Source organism: Nitrospirae bacterium YQR-1 (genome assembly GCA_039908095.1).
GTDB lineage: Bacteria > Nitrospirota > Thermodesulfovibrionia > Thermodesulfovibrionales > Magnetobacteriaceae > Magnetomonas.
Window position 1 is genome coordinate 66,830 of the sequence record JAMOBJ010000010.1, and the last position, 17,593, is coordinate 84,422.

The 17,593-nt window shown below is 39.2% G+C and carries 16 protein-coding genes; 2 read left to right on the forward strand and 14 right to left on the reverse strand.

All coding sequences use genetic code 11. The features are described from left to right. Nucleotides 1–2: 2 nt before the first annotated feature. The 14 genes from H7844_07045 to H7844_07110 form a co-directional block, all read right to left on the reverse strand. Nucleotides 3–1,115 (reverse strand): glycosyltransferase, encoded by a 1,113-nt coding sequence (locus tag H7844_07045; GenBank protein ID MEO5357037.1) that lies wholly within the window; start codon nucleotides 1,113–1,115, stop codon nucleotides 3–5. Beyond that, nucleotides 1,108–2,268 carry a glycosyltransferase gene (locus H7844_07050; protein MEO5357038.1) on the reverse strand — a complete coding sequence of 387 codons (1,161 nt, stop codon included), beginning with the start codon at nucleotides 2,266–2,268 and terminating at the stop codon, nucleotides 1,108–1,110. Before H7844_07050 ends, H7844_07045 begins: the two co-directional genes overlap by 8 nt. Beyond that, nucleotides 2,265–3,662, reverse strand: a complete 1,398-nt coding sequence (locus H7844_07055; protein MEO5357039.1) for an O-antigen ligase family protein — start codon at nucleotides 3,660–3,662, stop codon at nucleotides 2,265–2,267. Before H7844_07055 ends, H7844_07050 begins: the two co-directional genes overlap by 4 nt. Continuing rightward, a complete protein-coding gene (locus H7844_07060; protein MEO5357040.1) occupies nucleotides 3,659–4,687 on the reverse strand; it encodes a sugar transferase in 1,029 nt (342 codons plus the stop codon). The genes H7844_07055 and H7844_07060 overlap by 4 nt, the downstream gene beginning before the upstream one ends. 89 nt (nucleotides 4,688–4,776) lie before the next feature. Further along, the gene (locus tag H7844_07065; protein MEO5357041.1) at nucleotides 4,777–6,843 is read right to left on the reverse strand and encodes an SH3 domain-containing protein; all 2,067 of its coding nucleotides are present in this window, start codon (nucleotides 6,841–6,843) and stop codon (nucleotides 4,777–4,779) included. Then, the gene (locus H7844_07070; protein MEO5357042.1) at nucleotides 6,801–7,889 is read right to left on the reverse strand and encodes a polysaccharide biosynthesis/export family protein; all 1,089 of its coding nucleotides are present in this window, start codon (nucleotides 7,887–7,889) and stop codon (nucleotides 6,801–6,803) included. The genes H7844_07065 and H7844_07070 overlap by 43 nt, the downstream gene beginning before the upstream one ends. Continuing rightward, nucleotides 7,876–8,526, reverse strand: coding sequence for a CpsD/CapB family tyrosine-protein kinase (locus tag H7844_07075; protein ID MEO5357043.1), 651 nt, complete (start codon nucleotides 8,524–8,526; stop codon nucleotides 7,876–7,878). Before H7844_07075 ends, H7844_07070 begins: the two co-directional genes overlap by 14 nt. A gap of 179 nt (nucleotides 8,527–8,705) precedes the next feature. Further along, complete coding sequence (locus tag H7844_07080) at nucleotides 8,706–9,950, reverse strand: ATP-grasp domain-containing protein (protein ID MEO5357044.1); 1,245 nt, start codon at nucleotides 9,948–9,950, stop codon at nucleotides 8,706–8,708. Nucleotides 9,951–9,954: 4 nt separating this feature from the next. Next, on the reverse strand, nucleotides 9,955–10,893 hold the full coding sequence (locus tag H7844_07085) for a glycosyltransferase family 2 protein (protein MEO5357045.1): 939 nt from the start codon (nucleotides 10,891–10,893) through the stop codon (nucleotides 9,955–9,957). 4 nt (nucleotides 10,894–10,897) lie between these two features. Further along, nucleotides 10,898–12,370: a polysaccharide biosynthesis C-terminal domain-containing protein gene (locus H7844_07090; protein MEO5357046.1), complete on the reverse strand. Its 1,473-nt coding sequence runs from the start codon at nucleotides 12,368–12,370 to the stop codon at nucleotides 10,898–10,900. After that, nucleotides 12,367–13,362, reverse strand: coding sequence for a polysaccharide deacetylase family protein (locus H7844_07095; protein MEO5357047.1), 996 nt, complete (start codon nucleotides 13,360–13,362; stop codon nucleotides 12,367–12,369). The genes H7844_07090 and H7844_07095 overlap by 4 nt, the downstream gene beginning before the upstream one ends. A gap of 49 nt (nucleotides 13,363–13,411) precedes the next feature. Further along, nucleotides 13,412–13,780, reverse strand: coding sequence for an SxtJ family membrane protein (locus tag H7844_07100; protein ID MEO5357048.1), 369 nt, complete (start codon nucleotides 13,778–13,780; stop codon nucleotides 13,412–13,414). A gap of 4 nt (nucleotides 13,781–13,784) precedes the next feature. Continuing rightward, a complete protein-coding gene (locus H7844_07105) occupies nucleotides 13,785–13,934 on the reverse strand; it encodes a DUF5989 family protein (protein MEO5357049.1) in 150 nt (49 codons plus the stop codon). 36 nt (nucleotides 13,935–13,970) lie between these two features. After that, nucleotides 13,971–15,839 (reverse strand): carbamoyltransferase, encoded by a 1,869-nt coding sequence (locus tag H7844_07110; GenBank protein MEO5357050.1) that lies wholly within the window; start codon nucleotides 15,837–15,839, stop codon nucleotides 13,971–13,973. A gap of 604 nt (nucleotides 15,840–16,443) precedes the next feature. Between H7844_07110 and H7844_07115 the strand changes: the two genes are divergently transcribed. Next, the gene (locus tag H7844_07115; protein ID MEO5357051.1) at nucleotides 16,444–16,854 is read left to right on the forward strand and encodes an MGMT family protein; all 411 of its coding nucleotides are present in this window, start codon (nucleotides 16,444–16,446) and stop codon (nucleotides 16,852–16,854) included. Between the two features lie 374 nt (nucleotides 16,855–17,228). After that, nucleotides 17,229–17,558 (forward strand): STAS domain-containing protein, encoded by a 330-nt coding sequence (locus H7844_07120; GenBank protein MEO5357052.1) that lies wholly within the window; start codon nucleotides 17,229–17,231, stop codon nucleotides 17,556–17,558. Nucleotides 17,559–17,593 lie beyond the last annotated feature (35 nt).

Sequence of the window (17,593 nt, forward strand, 5' to 3'; positions counted from 1 at the left end):
GATTACCCCCCCAAACCATACACCTCAAGCATAAGCCTGTGCATAGTTTCTATAGAAAATTCATTTTTAACGAGTGCAAACGCCTCTTTTGTTATTGCTTGTGTCACATCAGGATTGTCTTTGATATACCGTATTGCCTCAACAATGGCTTTGCTGCTTTTGGGTTCAATCAGAATTGCAGTTTTACCATGCCTTAAAAAATAAGCTATGCCCCCTACATTTGATGCCACAACGGGCAGTTGACAAGCACATGCCTCTAAAAGTGCATACGGCAATCCCTCAGACAGTGAAGGCATGCAGAAAACATCCGCCGCTGCAAGCAGGTTTGTAACACATGAGTGAAACCCCAGCAGTTTCACGTCATTTTCTATCCCTTGTGATATTATTACCTCATTAAGCGTTTGAAACTCCCGTCCATCACCTACAATCAAACATTTCACTTCAAAGGCACCTTTAAGCATAATGTTTAACGCCTCCACTAAATAGATATGACCTTTAACCGGCTCAAGACGGCCCACAGTGATTATAACAAAATCATCTTTTTTTAAACCAAGAGAGGCTCTCTCCCTCTCCCTCAGCGTTTCTTTCCGGTCAACCTCAGGCATTGCTATCCCGTTGTGAATCAAAACTACCTTGCCGGCTCCAAAACCACGAAGATATGTGCTTACAGACTCAGACACAGAGATTAAAGTTACCCCTAAAAAAACATTAAGTTTTAAAATCAATTCGTAGAGCAATTTTTTTATTCCCCTCTCTGTATCTCCATAGCTGCTGTGGACAGTGCATATTTTTAACGGTGTATGGGCTAAAACGGCTGCAATTAACCCCCAAAGCTGCGACTGCGGGTTATGAGCGTCAACTACGTTAAAACACCCTCTTTTGATTATTTTATATATACTGAAAATGATAAACGGATTTGCCTTGCTCATTGAAAGTGCGAAGGTATTTAAGTTTCGCTCCCTGAGCTTAGACTCAAGGGGTGTATCCTTTAGTGTGACAACACCATAGCAACAGCGTCTGCAATGAAGATGCTCCGCTGTATTTATGACCCTTACTTCCGCCCCTCCAAAATGCTTTGACAAGGAAACTATTAATACAGATGGGTTTTCAGCCATTTTTTACCGGCACCCATTTTTCCACCTTTTTGCCTCTTAAAAAATCTGTTAATCCTAAAAGAGTGCCGTAGTTGCCAAGCGTAAAGTAAAATGCCACTGAAAATATGCGTGTAATTAGCTTGATTTTTTTGATTTTAGACAATACCAATAAGTAGAATATATTAGAAGCATAAAATGCAGCCTGAAGCACAAAAAATATACTATAGTACAAGTGCTCCCTTACCAGTAAAAACGAACTTATAAACAGAGTTATTAAAAAAACCGGTAAAGTGCGTCTGAGGATTTTATTAATAAAAAGGCTTACCGAAAACATTCCAAACTTAGACGGATTCAAGAGCTCTTTATACATTGAAATCCCTCTAAGGCTTGTGGTAACTATCCTTTTTCGCCTTACAATTTCATGTGCCGGATCTCTTGACGGTGTTTTTATTAAAGCCACTGCATGGTGTTCGTATGTAAATCTGAAGCCAAGACTTACTACTGTAAGGTGAACAAATAGATCGTCTGTGACCGATGAGGGGACAGGTCTAAAGAGTGATTTTCTTATTGCATACAGTTTGCCGTCATTTGATGAAATGCTCCCTCTCAGGCTCTCCAGCTTTTTGATAGCGGTATCGAAACCAATGTAAGCGCTTTGGGCGTCTTTTAGAGATTCCCCGCCACGGTCACTTATTATACGCCGTCCTGAAACGCCACCGGTGGTAGGGTCGAAAAAGTGTCTGAGAAGATTTGGTATTGACTCTTTAGACAGTATGGCATCAGCATCAGAAAAAACCAGAATCTCCCCGTTTGCCGCCTCTGCCGCCTTATTTAATCCGATGTGTTTTCCAAGATGCTCATCATTTTTTATAAACCGGATACTCTCTCCATACCCCTGCACTATTTCATTGGTTGCATCATAAGAGCCGTCTGAGACCACTATAATTTCATAATCATCACCTCCAAAGTCAAGTGAAAGCGAGTTGTCAAGCTTTTCTGCAATTAATTGCTCTCCGTTGTGTACAACTATGATTAACGATACAGAGCTTGAAAACGGCTGTAATTTGTTCTTTTTCGGGGGTTTTATAAGATACGCAAGAACACAAAACAACGGGTTTAGAAAAAAAACCGAAAAAACCGCAAAGATTGAAAACAAAAATATTGCTGTAATCATATGTTGCTCTGCAGAGATAATCTGTGCGCAGCCTGAGAAAGCCCTGCCGTAAGAAGGAAGTATTTATGAAAAGGTTCACTAAAAATAAACAGGTAACAGAGCAGAACTATAAACGAAAAGATATATGCATCAATATATGAGGCGTTAGCGGTTTCCCCGTTTTTTAGAAAGTTCTTTCTTGCTGAAATAAGATTGCGCATTATAAGCCGGATAATTGCCATAAAAAGTATCAGGCCAAAAATGCCGACTCCAACAAGATACTCCAGATATGTGTTGTGAGCGAAACGTCTGTTGGTCAGCCCCTCTTTTGCAAACTTACGTGCATAGACGGTTGTTTCAAAAATATCCCTGAATGTTCCCAGTCCGGTGCCAATCACAGGATGGCTCCAAAATGTCTCCATTCCAACAACAATGTATGAAGCACGTCTGCCTATTGATTTGTCGGTTTTTGTGTCGGTAACTTTTTTGAAGTGCTCAAAATATCTGGGTGGTAGCGCTCCTATGGTTATAGCAACAACTGCAAGGATGATAAATATTTGCAGAAACATGCGTTGTAAATTCAATTTTTTCATATGCCTGATAAAAATAATAATCATTATCAACGATATTATCAACGCACCACCTCTTGAAAAAGAAAACACAACAGCCAGAATGTTTATAACAAATAGCCCCAGATATAGCAATTTTACGGGTGCCCCCCTTGCTCTGTCAAACATTTCCGACAAAAGCGGTAAAGAAAATGCTATCATAAGAGCATAATTATTCGGGTCGGTGCTTCCCCCGATGCTTCTTTTAAACTGTCCGGTTTCCACATTTTCTGCAAAAAACGTAATATTGAAGATATAACCTAACACTCCGGTTAAGGCACTCAATGAAACACTATATACCACAATAGGCGGCAGGTACTTAAACAGCGCATCTCTGTCTGTAAAAAACATAGTTATCACTATGAACATTACCGCAACAATAAATAGGCCTACGTTTTGAAATGCGGTTTCCTTAAAAGGAGAAAACAAAGCGGATATTACAGATACTGAAAATAGAAGCAACATAAGACGCCACAGACCGGATTTCAGTTGTGCCGGCATGTGTTTTAATAAAAAGGCTTTAAACATGATGTATAAAATAAGAACACCCGCCAATAGCCAGTGTATTTTCAGAAATTTCAAATCAGACACATTTCTGTAAGCGCCGAAGGGTATAAGAAAGATTATTAAATAGTAAGCAAAAGCTGGATTATTATTTAGTATAATAAAAAACACCACTAACAGAGCAGGGACAACGGCAAGGTAATAATATGGAGTTGCCATGATAAATAATATCGTACTGAAAAAAGCCAAAAAAATGATTTTCTCGATCGGGTTTCTTATTAATGTAAAAAATCTCTCTCTCATGTCTGAGCAACACTTTTATGTAAAAAGTATTGGTGAATCATATAGGAGTTCAACGGAGATACAGGGGTATATTTAATTACGTAAGCATATTTAAAGTTTTTATCATTTAATGCAATTCCCTTATATATTATACCTTTACAAAATGCGGTTTTTTTCTTTTTCTTTTTTATTAGTATTTCAAGTTTAAAGGACGTCTCCTCTTTCAACTGTTTATCGGCATACATCAGAAAAGCCTCGTCATTGATATTAACCAACAGCCCCTCATCTGTTAGCTGTTCCGTGGAGGCGTCACCCCAAAAAATCCTGCTGTCATTAAGATAAATCCTTTCGTTGGTTCTTTTCTCAGCCATGTCTTTTTTAAACATGCGCAAAACCAGTTTTTTCCATATTAACACTACAATTTTTGTGGTCGCATATTTTACTGACAGATATGCAGTATAAAAAATCAAAACAATATCTACTGCAAAATTCTGTTTTTTCTGAATGTATAAATTGTCAATATGAGTACGTAGTTTTTTGGTGGAATTATGAGGCGTGAAGAGTTGAGAGTATCCGATTAAACCGGGCTTCACGCTAAACCTCTTGTCATAGCCTTTAATATCTTTACAGAATTTATCATAAATTACGGCACGTTCCGGTCTTGGGCCGATAAAAGCCATATCCCCCTTCAAAACGTTAAATATTTGGGGCAGTTCGTCTAACCGTGTCTCCCTTAAAAACTTTCCAACCTTGGTTACCAGATTATACTGAGACGTTAATAATTCAGCGCCGATTATCTGCTCTGCATTGGGCACCAGTGTGCGAAACTTATACATCGTAAATATCTCTTTATTTTTACCAAGACGCTCTCCACGATAAAAAATCGGCCCGTTGTCCGTTAATTTTATTGCCGCTGATATTACCACAAAAAATGGAAAAGAGAAAAATAAAAGCAGCGCTGCCAGCACAACATTAAAAATATTGCTAAATGTGTTTGAAAATATCCTGTAACCGGTTTTAATATTTAGTGCCGAGCTGAAATCCAAATGTAAACTCCTTAACTATTGTTTAATTAATAATATAACAAAGATGTTGAAAATGTGCCGGTTAACTTCTTTATAAAATTTCTTTGATTTTACAGGCCATAAGATGTATCCTTTATTACATTTACCGTCCACACATAAACCCAGCCCTCGGTGCCGTCACTGGTTTTGACTTTTAGCCAGCCTCTTTTATATGTATTGATGACAGCCATCTTATCACCTTTTTCAAGATATGCAATCACTGTTGAACCAGGCACCGGAGTGCTGAATAGTTTTGCAATATCTGAGCTTAGCTCTGCCGTGGTTGCGTTAAAGTTTGCATTTAATGCAGCGGCAGGAGACTCCATAGTGGTGGTGTTATCTGCTTTCTGCGCTGTATCGGCCTCTGCCTCTGTTGCGAAAGAAGCTGAGGCTGTTACACTGTCTGTGGGATTTTTCATTGAATAAGCCGGCAGATACTTATTATTTATGCTATTGGTTTGTACCACTTGACAACCTATAACAATTACTGTAACAAGCATCCATAATAATATTACTACAGGTATGCAGATTGTTTTTAACAAAGAGAGCAGCGTTGTTGTACTAATAGAGGGGGTTTTGGGCAAATCAGTTTTTTTCTTAAACAACGGCACGAATTTTGATTTTAAGGTTGTAAATATATCCGGCTTTTTTGACTGCGTTGTGGTTTCATCAGACATAAAAGGAATAAATAAAAGCACGGGAAGTTGAGCATATTTAAAAACATCTTCAGGTTTCTTAAATGTTTGATCTAAATACTCTTTCAAGAACCCGAGACTCATACCTGTCATTAAACCAGTGATAAGCCCTATGGGTATTAACAGCATGGGAATAGGGAAAATAGGGCCGCTTGATGGAAATGCCTTACCCATGATGCTTATAAGAAAGGTCCCGGCCTCTGAGGATGATGTTATTCTGGATTCCTCCTTACGTTTAGAGAAAATATCATAGGATAATTTATATATTTCTATGTCTCTTTTTACTCTCTCGGTGGCTATTGTTAATTCCTGAAGTTTCATGTTTTGAGTCTGGATTTTTTCAATACGCTGCTCAACAGAATCGATTTTTTCGTTAATTGTTTCCAGCTGTCTTTTTATATTGTTATTATAGTCGGATATTTCTTTTTTAAGCGCATTGTATGTTGCAGTAACCTGCTCGTCTATGTATTGGGCTTTTTCACTTTCTTTGCTGTATTTGCTTAAAATAGTGTTTCGCTCCGCAACCAGGGCCTGAAGCGACTTGCTTAAACCGGTAATAGACTCATTACCATCCAGGAATGAAAAAAAACTTATCTCTCTACTTTGTAGTGCATTGTTTATTTGCTGGATTATCTGTGCTTTCTCTATTGCAGATTGTTTAAAATGATATAGGTCCTGCTCAAGGTCCTTTTTGATTAAGAGATTATTCTCTATTTCTTTAGCCGGCATTACACCGTCACCTTCTTTATATAACTTCATTAGCTCGTCTTCTTTATCCTCAATACTTTTCTTTGACTCTGTCACCTGTTGCTTAAAAAATGACTTGGACTCAGCTGAATTATAAAGCTGCATCCTGTATTTCAAAAACTGCTCCATAAGAGTATCCAGAAACAAAACCGCATATTTGGAATCCCTATCCTGTACCGTTATTTTTATAACATTGGTGATTGGGACAATTTCGGTAGTAATCCTTTTTTTAATCTTATAAATTTCACTTTCCTCTATGGTTATGTTGCCGGTGGTTTTCTTTTTAATTTTAAACAGAGCAAGAAAAGAAAATCTTTTTGACGCCGCATTATTCTTTAAATTGTTTTCCTTCAAAAATATAAGAGTGTTTCTTATGACATCCGGTGAGGTTAAGATTTCAGATTCAGAGTTGAGATCCTCTTTTGTTACGGGAAAAGGTTTAATTTCCTCTTTTTCTATGGCATCAGGGCTCTTTTCAGCTTTCTTTCCTTTTACCAAAATTGAACCATAAGCAGCGTAAGTTTTTGGCCAAAGAAAAGAAACAAGTATTGAGGCAATAAATATTGCGGCGGCAACAAAATAAATAATTCGTTTCTGAACAAAAAATGTAGTTAGTAATTCCCTTTTATAATCCTCTATCACTGCATTAGTCTTCATGGTTGAATCACCGATGTGGGCTGCTTGTGGAGTTCCCAACTAAAACCTACACTCCAGCCTTTGAAAAACAATATATCTGATATGTCTCTTGTTATATCTGCTATCTGAGACAGAGTTCTTTTAGGGACATATACAACATCATCGGGGTTAAGCATAAAAAGCTCCGCTCTATCTTTAGTGGTTACAACCTCATCGAGGTCTATTATGGTGGCTGTGATTTTGTCTTTTGATTTTCTTAAGACGATAATATTGCTTGTTTTAGCCGTTGAGAGAAAACTCTCGGAAAAGGCGAGTGCCTCCATGATGCTTATCGGTTTTAAGATAGGGTAAGCACCCGGTTTTTTTACCTCTCCAAAGACATAGACAATAAAGCCTGAGTTCTTTTCCAGAAACAGATTAACATGCAGACCAGGAATTATCTTTTCGTATTCAGAGTTGAGTATCTTGTTGACGTCTTTAATTGTTTTTTTAACTACAAACATTTCTCCTATTATAGGGAACGTAACATACCCGTCCGGCCTCACTGTGACAAGTCTGCTTAATCCACGCGGAGCCGTGTGCAGGTCCGCTTTAAATTCCTTTAGTGTTGCCCGAAACTCCGGCACTACTACATATAAGCTGGGGTCTCTCAGTATCTTAGAGTAACGTTGTTTAAGCTCCTGAGTCAGCCACTGTGTTGTCCTGCCTATAACGTTAATGTCTCCGATGTATGGAAGCGTAATGTTGCCGTCGGGACGGACTGTCTGTGTTTCATTTAACTCCGGTGTATGAATAAATTTAACCGTCACTGTGTAGTCGATTTCTATCGTGAAATTATCCTGTTTAAGCCCTGTTTCCGTCTTAAAGAGTACGTCCAGTATATCTCCCGGCATTATGCGATACTCAGGAAAGACATCATAAGATGTATTAAAACCTGTTTCATTGTCCTCTACTTTTAACACAGCGGTGTTGTCTGTATAAGCAGTTTCAGCCTGAGGTTTCGTCTGGGTTTTTGCTGATGAACAGCTGATTATAAGGATTGCCGGCAGCAGACAAACTAATAATTTAGCGTAAAGCTTCATTGTCTTAAAGTTAAATGTAACCATATAACCACTTAGGAATATAAAATTTTCTTTTATTCATAACAGCTCCTATGAGCTTTGCATCTGCCGATTCCAGTTTGCTTTTAGCTAAATCCACCACCTGCCATTTGGTTTTTTCACACTCAATCACCATTATCACACCGTCAAAAAAACTGGAGAGCACTGCAATGTCAGATGAGCCCATTACTGATGTAGCGTCAAAAATCAAATAATCGCAGCGATTCTTTAACGTATCAAGTTTTTCTTTCAATTTTAGAGGTTTTAAAATCTCTGTAACAGTGGCTGCTTTTTTGCCAAACGGAATTACAAAGAGATTTTCCGTCTTAGTTTGCCTGACTATCATCTCTGAATCAGCCTCATCCTGAAGATAGTCCGATATTCCCGGGTTTTCCACCACGTTAAAGAGTTTATCTAACCTTGGAGCATTCCACGAGCCGTCGGCAAGATAAACCCTGTCCTTCGCCTCATTTGCCAAAGTATGAGCTATACTTAACGCTGTTGTCGTTTTGCCCTCACCGTTCATAGCACTTGTTACCATGATTGACTTTGCCGTCTTGCCGGCAACAGTGTTCAACAGGTTGCCTTTGAAGTTGGACAACTCCCGCTTATTGCGGTGTATTAGTTTTTCGTATTCATTCATAGTTATATATATCTCTTAGCAACTTAATATGCAAATAATGTGCCAAAGATTGTAAAACAAGGTATTATAAGAAATAGTCTGATGTCAGGGCTTAAACCATCAGAAAAAATTTCCTTAAATCATGAACATTTTGCACTATACACTGTCAAAAAACAGTTATGTGCCAATAAAAATTGCAATTAGAAATTCCCGTCAATGCATTTGCCCTGCAATAAACGGGTAATTTTTTTCCTTATAGGTGTTGCAATAAAGGCAATGCACTCTGCCGCAAACGGGCCGGGGTCAGACATTGACAACACATCGTAATAAGATTTTTCTCTGAAAAAATCGAAAACCACATTACCGATAGCCGGTAAAAGTTTCGGGAAATCTCCGGTATAGCCTTGTGGCCTGCCCCGAAACACCTCGATAATGTGTCTGATATCGCCCATAATCCAACGGCATTTTAATCCCTTTTGATATGTATATACAGGGGGCACATCATCTCCTGAGCACAGTTTGAATAATAAATAGGGAAAATCCACCCCTGAGGCTACAGCAAGGGCAAGGGAGTTCCAGAGCCGCCCGTTTATCTCCATTAGTTTGAATGAGCCGTCTCTTTTGTCTTCTCTGAACTCCACCATAGCCACCCCCTCCCAGTGTATGTGGTTCAACAGTTTTTCGGTATAATATTTAAGGGTTTCATCCAGCTCTGCGCTTTCCCTGTAACTGCTGCCGCCTCCGGTGGGACGGATGTCTCTGAGACGTTTGTGGGCAAAGTATGCAGCACATTTACCGTCTTTGTTAAAAAGAGCAAAAACACCCCTGCCCTGTCCCGGAATATACTCCTGTACCATTGGAAGGGGTAGTTGTGAGTTGTAGTTTCGAAATGTTTCATGGAGTTGCACGGAGTTTGCGGCATACGTGGGAGCCCCTCCGCTTACAATTCTGTCGCCTGCCGGATATTCACTTTGTCTGGGTTTTATTACGAGAGGGTAGAAGATTTCATTTTCTATGAGTTTCAAATCTTGTATTGTTTCAGGGAAAAAAGTCTTTGGAACCGGTATTGCAAGTGTTTGTGCCGCTGTTATTGTGTCAACTTTATTAAGGGCTTTCATATATGGTTCATGCGGCGCAATTGCAAGGCCGGCCATTTGCTCCAATTCATTTCTTTTAAGTGACAAGGCTAACACCGTCTTATCACTTACGGCAAACACAGCATCGTAATGTAAAGAGATTAGTTCTTTTTTTATATCCCTTATAAACCCGGAAAGACAGCGCTCCGGTGATGTGTAAACAAGTTTCCGGCTTGTGTGTTTTGAATACAGTGTTTTACAAAGGACGGATTCAGCGCCGCATGTAACACTGACTCCATGCATGGAGAGGCTTCTTGTAACAGCAAGTGCACTGTTTATACAACCATCAAGTACCAGAGCGCGTATCATTTATTTATTGAACAACTTTTGTGCCTTTAAATGTAACTTCAAAAAGAGCACTAAGCAGCCCTTTTAATTTATCAATATTGTCCTTTTTTGGAGAGACTGCACAGACAAACATCCGTAAAAGTACATACCCCAAAAAAGCATAATAAAAAAATACCCATTGAATGAAATGTTTCTTAACGTGTGTTTCAAAAAAATAGTGTGTAAAGACAACAAACATGAAACCCTCTTTAAAGTCGTTGGGTCTCATCTTAGGGGATTCGTAATGGTAAAGCCTTGCATGGGGGGTGTATATCAGTTTGAAAGCCTTTGATACCCTGTAGGAGAAATCCTTGTCCTCACCAAGTCCATAGTTAAGAAAATGTTTGGAATCGAATGCAAATGAGTTAAAGACTTCTTTTTTGAAAGAACAGACACCACCGGAGAGGAAATCAACCTCTGTAACTTGTTTAATTTCAAACGGTGTTGTGCCGAAACTTGTACAAAAACCGGAGGGCAGTACTTTTCCCTCCCTGAGGCCTGAGACCATAAAAGGAATTTCCATTATTTTCCTTAACTTTTGGACAAAACCGAGCTTTTTATGGTTTGCAATTGCACCACCCACGCCTCCAACGTTTCCAGTGCTCTCGTATATTTTCAGAATCTCTTCAATATAATCCGGCAAGAGCACAACGTCATCGTCAAGAAAAAAGATAATATCTCCGGTTGACATCCCGATACCCTTGTTTCTTGAGGCGGTAAGGCCCGGCGTATCTTTTTTATAGTAAACATATTGTATTGCCAGCTCCTCACATTTAGTTTTTAAAGGCGGCTCTGTAAGATTGCCGTCATCAACGATTATTATCTCAGAGGGCGGCACAGTTTGTTTTAAAAGCGACTCTATACAGTTTCTTAAATCATCCGGCCTGTTATATGTCGGAATTATTATTGATGTTTTAAATTGCACAGGATCATCCTTTTTTTAGTTTGAATATCTTTTTTAATCTGAAATGCAGAAAACCAGGATTTAGGTACGCTGACACTGCATACATAATCAAACAAAAAACCACAGTTGACAGAAGAGCACCGATATGTTTGTTCACAGTAAGATTTGAAGTGGCAAAAACAAGTGCAGCAACAACACAACCCATAACAAAAAAAATAATGAAAATATCTTTCGTTTTCTTTACCCATAGCAATAAAGAAATCTCCCTGTTAAAACGCTGAACAAAGATAAACAGCGATATAAACAGTATAAAAAAAGAGAAAGAACTTCCAAAGGCAACACCAACCGTGCCATAACCCTTTAAAATAAAAAACACGGCGGCGCAGGCATTAAATAAGAGCACTGCAGTGATGACAATAGCGGCGGAAAATTGCTTATTATTTGAAATAACCATACCACGGGCAACAAAGGCCAGTGCATAGAAATAACACCCTATGGTGACAATCTGTGTCGGAGCTATTCCATTTATGTACTTAGGAAGCAGTAGTTCGATAAACGGTTTAATCAAAAAAAAGGCAGGTCCTATTATAAACGGCATAATGTGTGACGTGTAATAAAGTGGTTGGAAAAAATACTTATTTAAAGTTTCCTCACGATTGCCGGTTGTTAAGTTTTCCATAAGACTAATTTCAATGACGTCTCTTGCATCACCGGGTATCTGCATCAGAAAGTTAAACACCAACCCTGTTATTGCATAGTGGCCAAGCTCCTTTGTGCCCAGAAAATATGCAATAATGATTTTATCAACAGTGCTTATGAGATCATTTGACACGTTATAAATTAATATGGGCAGTCCTTTTTTGGTCAGTGCGTAATAAACGTCTATTTTAAAAGGTTCTTTTAATATAATCGGCGACTCCCTGTACATGTAAACCACCATAATCAACACCGTAAACAACGTGGAAAGGTAAATGCCGTATATACCGAAAAAATATATTAAAATAAAATTTAAAACTACGGAGACAATGGCACGCTTATAGTTTACGTAACTAATTAGTTTAAAGTTTTTATAACCGCTGATTTCATTGTAGTGGTAGTCAAAAACACAGTTCAGAATAATTATTATTCCTACTGAGATAAGGCCGCTCTGTTGAATTTTATTTAAGTTACCCCAAAAACTATAAACAAAAAGCCCTGCGGTAATAATGAGGGTCAGATACAGAGAGCCGTAGAAGGCTGAGGATTTCACATTATTTACATCATTAGTTTCGTTTCTTGAGAGGTGGTAAGGTAAAAGGTAAAACAAAGCGTTTCTTGAGCCAAGGTGGACATTGGAGGCATAGGTGATAACAATAGAGAGGAGATTCCACAACCCATAGAGCTCAGGAGAGAGCAGCTTTGGCTTTATGAATGTGTTAATAATTCCGCAAGCCCTCTGAAATATATTACTTGCTGTGTAGCGTTTAATATTTTTTAAAAGTGACTCCGCCTCTTTCACAGTTTGCCTGAAAATAGCTTTTTTAATGATTTAAAAATATAATTTACCTTCATTTCATTATAGAAAACCTGATACAGGATTTTTAATCTTGTGTTGTTAAAATCCGTAAGTGCAATTCTGTGTAAGTACGGACTATGTACGGAGTAGTTGAGGTTTGGTAATGAGGAAAACACTTTATCGGCGCCCATGGAAAGAATAATTTCAATCTGTTTTTCAGAAAAAGTCGTCTCCGGCTGGCCAAAAGGGAAAGCAAAGAGGTTAGTATAGTTTTTATAACATTTCAATTTTTCCATATTCTGCATATATGATGCTTTTAGCTCATCATCAGAAAGACTCAGAGCAACATCATGGTTATACAGGTGGTTTGCGTAATAAATGTATGGGCTTTCCGAAGCTCTCAGAAGATCGTCCTCGGAAGCAAATGGGCCGGTAAAACGATAAACATCATTTTTAAAATCCCTGCCGCTTTGCTTTATCCATGAGTTTACAATTTCCCTTGTGCAATGAAGAAAGTACGGTTTAGAGATATGTTCCTTTCCTGTGGAACCTAATAAGTGTTCTGCAAAGGTATTTTCCTTCTCGCATAGCCATGTTATGAGGCCGGAGTAGAATATTTCACCGGAGATAGGTTCCATGTTAAGAAAAATCACAGCGGGCACCTCATTTTTATTCAGTATTTCTACGGCATTTGAAAAAATCCCTTTTAGCCCGTCATCAAAAGTAACCATAGCGGCACGAGGTGGGACACTGCCGCTTATTAATTGCTGAGGTGAGATAACATTAAAGCATTCTTTTATATATTTGATTTGGAATTCAAACAGATCGGGGAAAACATTGAGATTATATAACCGGCTGAATTCTGATGGAGTATTGGATACGTCATGGTACAGAAATACAGTTAAAGTATTGTTTAATACGGAATTTTTAAAAACTCTGAAATAAGCGCCGGCAAAAGTGGCAAATAAGCTCTTTAAACTTTTTTTATTGAGCATATTCAGTAAGTCCGCCCTTATTTAGTGTGCCGTTATTGTAAACTTTCATCTACCATTGCTTCTCAAAAGAGGCTTTATCGTATGATTTGTTGACTGGGTCAAACTGTGAAATTCTATTTCTGTTTCTAAAATCACCGGTTGACTCTTTGTTGAAAGCCCTGTACAGGATGCTAAGCGGGTACAAAAACACAAAAAATATCAGAGACAGGAGAATTTTGCTGTTAAATGTACCGATAAGGTGGGCAAATTTCAGCCATAGCTCCGCTATTTTCCCGCCGAGCTTTAATTCCAATACATTTACGGCAATAAAAAACAGCGCCAGCCACAGCAACGGCGGTTTTTTAAATACCATAAAAGCCACCAGGGATGCCAGCGCCAAAACATCTATTGTTTTTAATATCTCGTTTTTATCTTTCATCTTTCTAAAACAGTGTATAGATAAAAGGAGCCACAGCCGAGCCGCCTGCAAACACTATTAACAAACTAATAAGAAGCAGTACAATTATTATCGGCATGAGCCAAAACTTCTTTCTTTCCTTCAAAAAATCCCAAAGTTCCTTTAAAATTCCCATAAGTTTCTCCTTATAAGATAATTATATATACACTTTCTAATCTAAAACAAATTCTTCTTTCCAGTTTTCCTTCTCCGCCAATGCCGGCTGCTCCGTCTTATTAAACAAAAAATTACCAATCACAAGACAATCCATATCGGTTCTCATAAAACACCTGTAGGCGTCCTCAGGGCTGCACACAATGGGCTCTCCCCGGACGTTAAAACTTGTATTGACAAGCAGTGAATAGCCGGTCTTTTCCTTAAACTTCTTTATTAAAGCGTAGTACTGCGGGTTAGTCTCCTTGTGAACGGTTTGAAGTCTTGCCGAGTAGTCCAGATGAGTGACACCAGGGATATCGGAGCGGATAAAATAGAGTTTATCTCTGACAGATAAGTTTTCATAGCCCTCAGGCAGGGGAATTTGCCGGTTTTTAACAACATCGGCAACAAAGAGCATATAAGGGGAAGGGATTTCTATTTCAAAGTACTGAGATAAATCCTCATATAAAATGCTCGGGGCAAAGGGTCTGAACCCTTCCCTGTATTTAATCTTAAGGTTAAGCCTCTTTTGCATCTCTCTGTCTCTGGGGTCTGCAACGATGCTGCGGTTACCCAGTGCCCGCGGTCCCCACTCCATTCGCCCCTGAAACCACCCCAACACCTTACCATCAGAGAGGGCGGAAGCCGCCTGTTCACAGAGATTATCAAAATCCTCGTAAAACGTATATGGAGCTTTGTATTTCCGGCCGGTGAGTTTAATATCCAATTCACTAAACTCAGGGCCCAGGTATGCCCCCTGCATTGAGTCCATCTCCACGGCGGCAGTGCGGCTCTGCCCGTCATACATAAAGTGAGCGGCATAAGCGGCCCCAAGAGCGCCGCCTGCATCCCCTGCAGCAGGCTGTATCCAGACATTGTCAAACACTTTTTCACGCAGAAGCTTAGAGTTGGACACACAATTTAGCGCCACACCTCCGGCCATGCATAGGTTTTTTGAGCCGGTCAGCTCCCTTGCCGTCCCAGCCATTTTTATTATGATATCCTCAGTTACTTCCTGTATGGCAAGAGCCATATCTCCGTGGCACTGAATCAACTCATCTTCCGAATCCCTGCGTTTGAAACCAAACAATTCAGCCCACTCATCATCGTTAACCATGGCAAGGCCGGTTGCGTAATCAAAATAATCCTGATTCAAAAATATCGAACCATCCTCTTTAACATCAATCAGTGTCTTACAGATAATGTCTTTAAACCGGCTGACCTGCCGGCTTCCTTTATTACCATATGGGGCAAGACCCATCAGTTTATATTCACCGGAATTTACCTTAAAACCCAGAAAATAAGTAAAAGCAGAGTAAAGAAGCCCGACGGAATGGGGAAATTTCATCTCCCTAAGCATAGTTATCTTATTGTCTGTGCCGTGAGATATAGTAGCTGTAGCCCATTCACCCACACCGTCAACAGTTAAGATGGCCGCCTCTGAAAAAGGACAAGGGTAAAATGCAGAAGCACTGTGAGACAAATGATGCTCTGAAAACAGAATATGCGGCTTTCCTTTGTTTATCCTGCCGATTTTTGAAAGCTCCTCAGTCAGGAGTTTCCTTAGAAACAGTTTTTCTTTAAGCCAAACAGGAATTGCCGCAATAAAAGAATGTAATCCCTTTGGTGCAAAGTTATAATAGGTCTCAAGGAGCCTCTCAAATTTTAATAAAGGTTTATCGTAAAAGATAACAATGTCAATATCGGATATATCAAATCCGCCGTATTTCAGACAAAATTCAACAGCATTTTTGGGAAAAGAAGGGTCATGCTTTTTTCTGGTAAAACGCTCCTCATGCACTGCCGCTACAATGCGTCCGTCATTTAAAAGGGCGGCGGCGGAGTCGTGGTAAAACGCCGAAATGCCTAAAATCACTTTACCCATCAGGCTGTCCTCACCGGCATCATCTTTCTATCCTGAATTCATACCAACCATCAATGTTTCTTACTACAGTAGTATCAACACCTCGCATATTTAATTCATCCTTAGTTTAGCTGTAGTCATTATCTTTAAACAACTAATTCACAACAGCTGTAAACCACATGCAATCCATGCTATAGTTGTCATTGCTGCGTCCATTTCCTGCTGATGACTCCCCGCATTCTTAAAGTTAAGAAACTCATATAACAGAGAACTACTATAATACATTATATTTATATATCATTTTTTTATTTGTGCCTATTGTACAGAGTTAAAACCAACAACGTCAAGGAGTCGAATGCACGGCCGCCTCTAATATCTCTTTTTTACCGTTGATTGCAGCTTGGTATGACGGCCTGTTGCACCCAATAACAAATGCATTATATCCACATTACAATACCTTGACATCCTTTTGCTGCACTCGTTAAAATCAGGCTATAAATAAATGAAATGAAAAAGCATTTTGATTAAAACACCCTGCACATTTCAAATGCAAAAGAATTACAAACATTATTATGATTTCATAACCACTCAATTAGGGAGGGTCTTTTGTATTTTTTCTGACGGGGTGATTGGAGAGATTACATTTACAGAACCTGAAGGGGTTATATATAGAGAAAGCGGTTCAGCGGTTATTTCAGAACTTAAAGATTATTTTCATGGCCTGAGAAAAGAATTTACGCCGGGGTTGGTACATGTCTCAGGGATTACACCATTTAGAAAGTCGGTGTATGAGGAGCTTTTAAAAGTACCGTTTGGTGAGGTTGTAACGTATAAGGAATTAGCGTTAAGAGTTGGCAAGCCCGGCGGGGCCAGGGCGGTGGGGCAGGCCATGAGTGTTAATCCGTTTCCGATAGTAATCCCCTGCCACAGGGTTATAGCCTCAGACGGCAAACTGGGAGGTTACTCCGAGGGAATTTATATTAAAATAAAACTTCTGGAGTTTGAAAAGTCAAGAAAAAAATATCAGAATTACTAAAGACTGACAAACCTGAGGATGTAGTATTGAGCTATTGATTTTAAGAGACAGGTGGATTATTATAGAGGTAACCCTGACTACGTCAGAAGACTTAGACCAAGTTACAGTCAGAAGTAAACGCAGGCGGCTGGGAGAAAGCGGCGGAGGCGTACTTTTGGGTACGTCAGGGAGCTTTCGACGAAGCCAAGAAGTTAGACGATTGAATGCAACTTGGTATTAGACAGGAAAAACTAAATACCGCTAAGACAAGGGAGTGTGGAAGAAAGTATGAAATTTAATCTATCGTTAAAGGCTATGTCCACTGCTTATTTCAATGCCAACGAGTGTTCCGTTTGAACTATGCAAAACATTAACCTTTTACTTAAAGATATGTTATGAAAACAGACATAGAAATAAAGGGGCAGGCTGTTATATTAAATGTGTCCGGTAAAATAGACCTCTACACTTCCCCTGTATTAAGGGAGACAATGATTTCTCTTATAAAGAGAAAAACCGGCATAATTGTGGTCAATTTGAGAGATGTTACAGAGACAGACAGCTCAGGGGTAGCCACGTTTGTAGAGGCGTTAAAGGAGATGTCTCTGTATGGTGGCAAGTTGCGCTTTGTGTATGTTTCAGTAAGTGTCGTTAAAATTTTTCAATTTTCAAAGCTTGACCTGATTTTTGACATTTATACGGATTTGGACAGTGCGGTTGGCGCTTAGAAAGTTTTTGGCGGTAGTGGGAGGGAAAGCCTTCT

What these genes read in the sequence shown, in the direction of transcription:
- H7844_07045 (MEO5357037.1), bottom strand. Translation starts at nt 1,115, where the DNA reads ATGGCTGAAAACCCATCTGTATTAATAGTTTCCTTGTCAAAGCATTTT.
- H7844_07050 (MEO5357038.1), bottom strand. Translation starts at nt 2,268, where the DNA reads ATGATTACAGCAATATTTTTGTTTTCAATCTTTGCGGTTTTTTCGGTT.
- H7844_07055 (MEO5357039.1), bottom strand. Translation starts at nt 3,662, where the DNA reads ATGAGAGAGAGATTTTTTACATTAATAAGAAACCCGATCGAGAAAATC.
- H7844_07070 (MEO5357042.1), bottom strand. Translation starts at nt 7,889, where the DNA reads ATGGTTACATTTAACTTTAAGACAATGAAGCTTTACGCTAAATTATTA.
- H7844_07075 (MEO5357043.1), bottom strand. Translation starts at nt 8,526, where the DNA reads ATGAATGAATACGAAAAACTAATACACCGCAATAAGCGGGAGTTGTCC.
- H7844_07080 (MEO5357044.1), bottom strand. Translation starts at nt 9,950, where the DNA reads ATGATACGCGCTCTGGTACTTGATGGTTGTATAAACAGTGCACTTGCT.
- H7844_07095 (MEO5357047.1), bottom strand. Translation starts at nt 13,362, where the DNA reads ATGCTCAATAAAAAAAGTTTAAAGAGCTTATTTGCCACTTTTGCCGGC.
- H7844_07100 (MEO5357048.1), bottom strand. Translation starts at nt 13,780, where the DNA reads ATGAAAGATAAAAACGAGATATTAAAAACAATAGATGTTTTGGCGCTG.
- H7844_07105 (MEO5357049.1), bottom strand. Translation starts at nt 13,934, where the DNA reads ATGGGAATTTTAAAGGAACTTTGGGATTTTTTGAAGGAAAGAAAGAAG.
- H7844_07110 (MEO5357050.1), bottom strand. Translation starts at nt 15,839, where the DNA reads ATGGGTAAAGTGATTTTAGGCATTTCGGCGTTTTACCACGACTCCGCC.
- H7844_07120 (MEO5357052.1), top strand. Translation starts at nt 17,229, where the DNA reads ATGAAAACAGACATAGAAATAAAGGGGCAGGCTGTTATATTAAATGTG.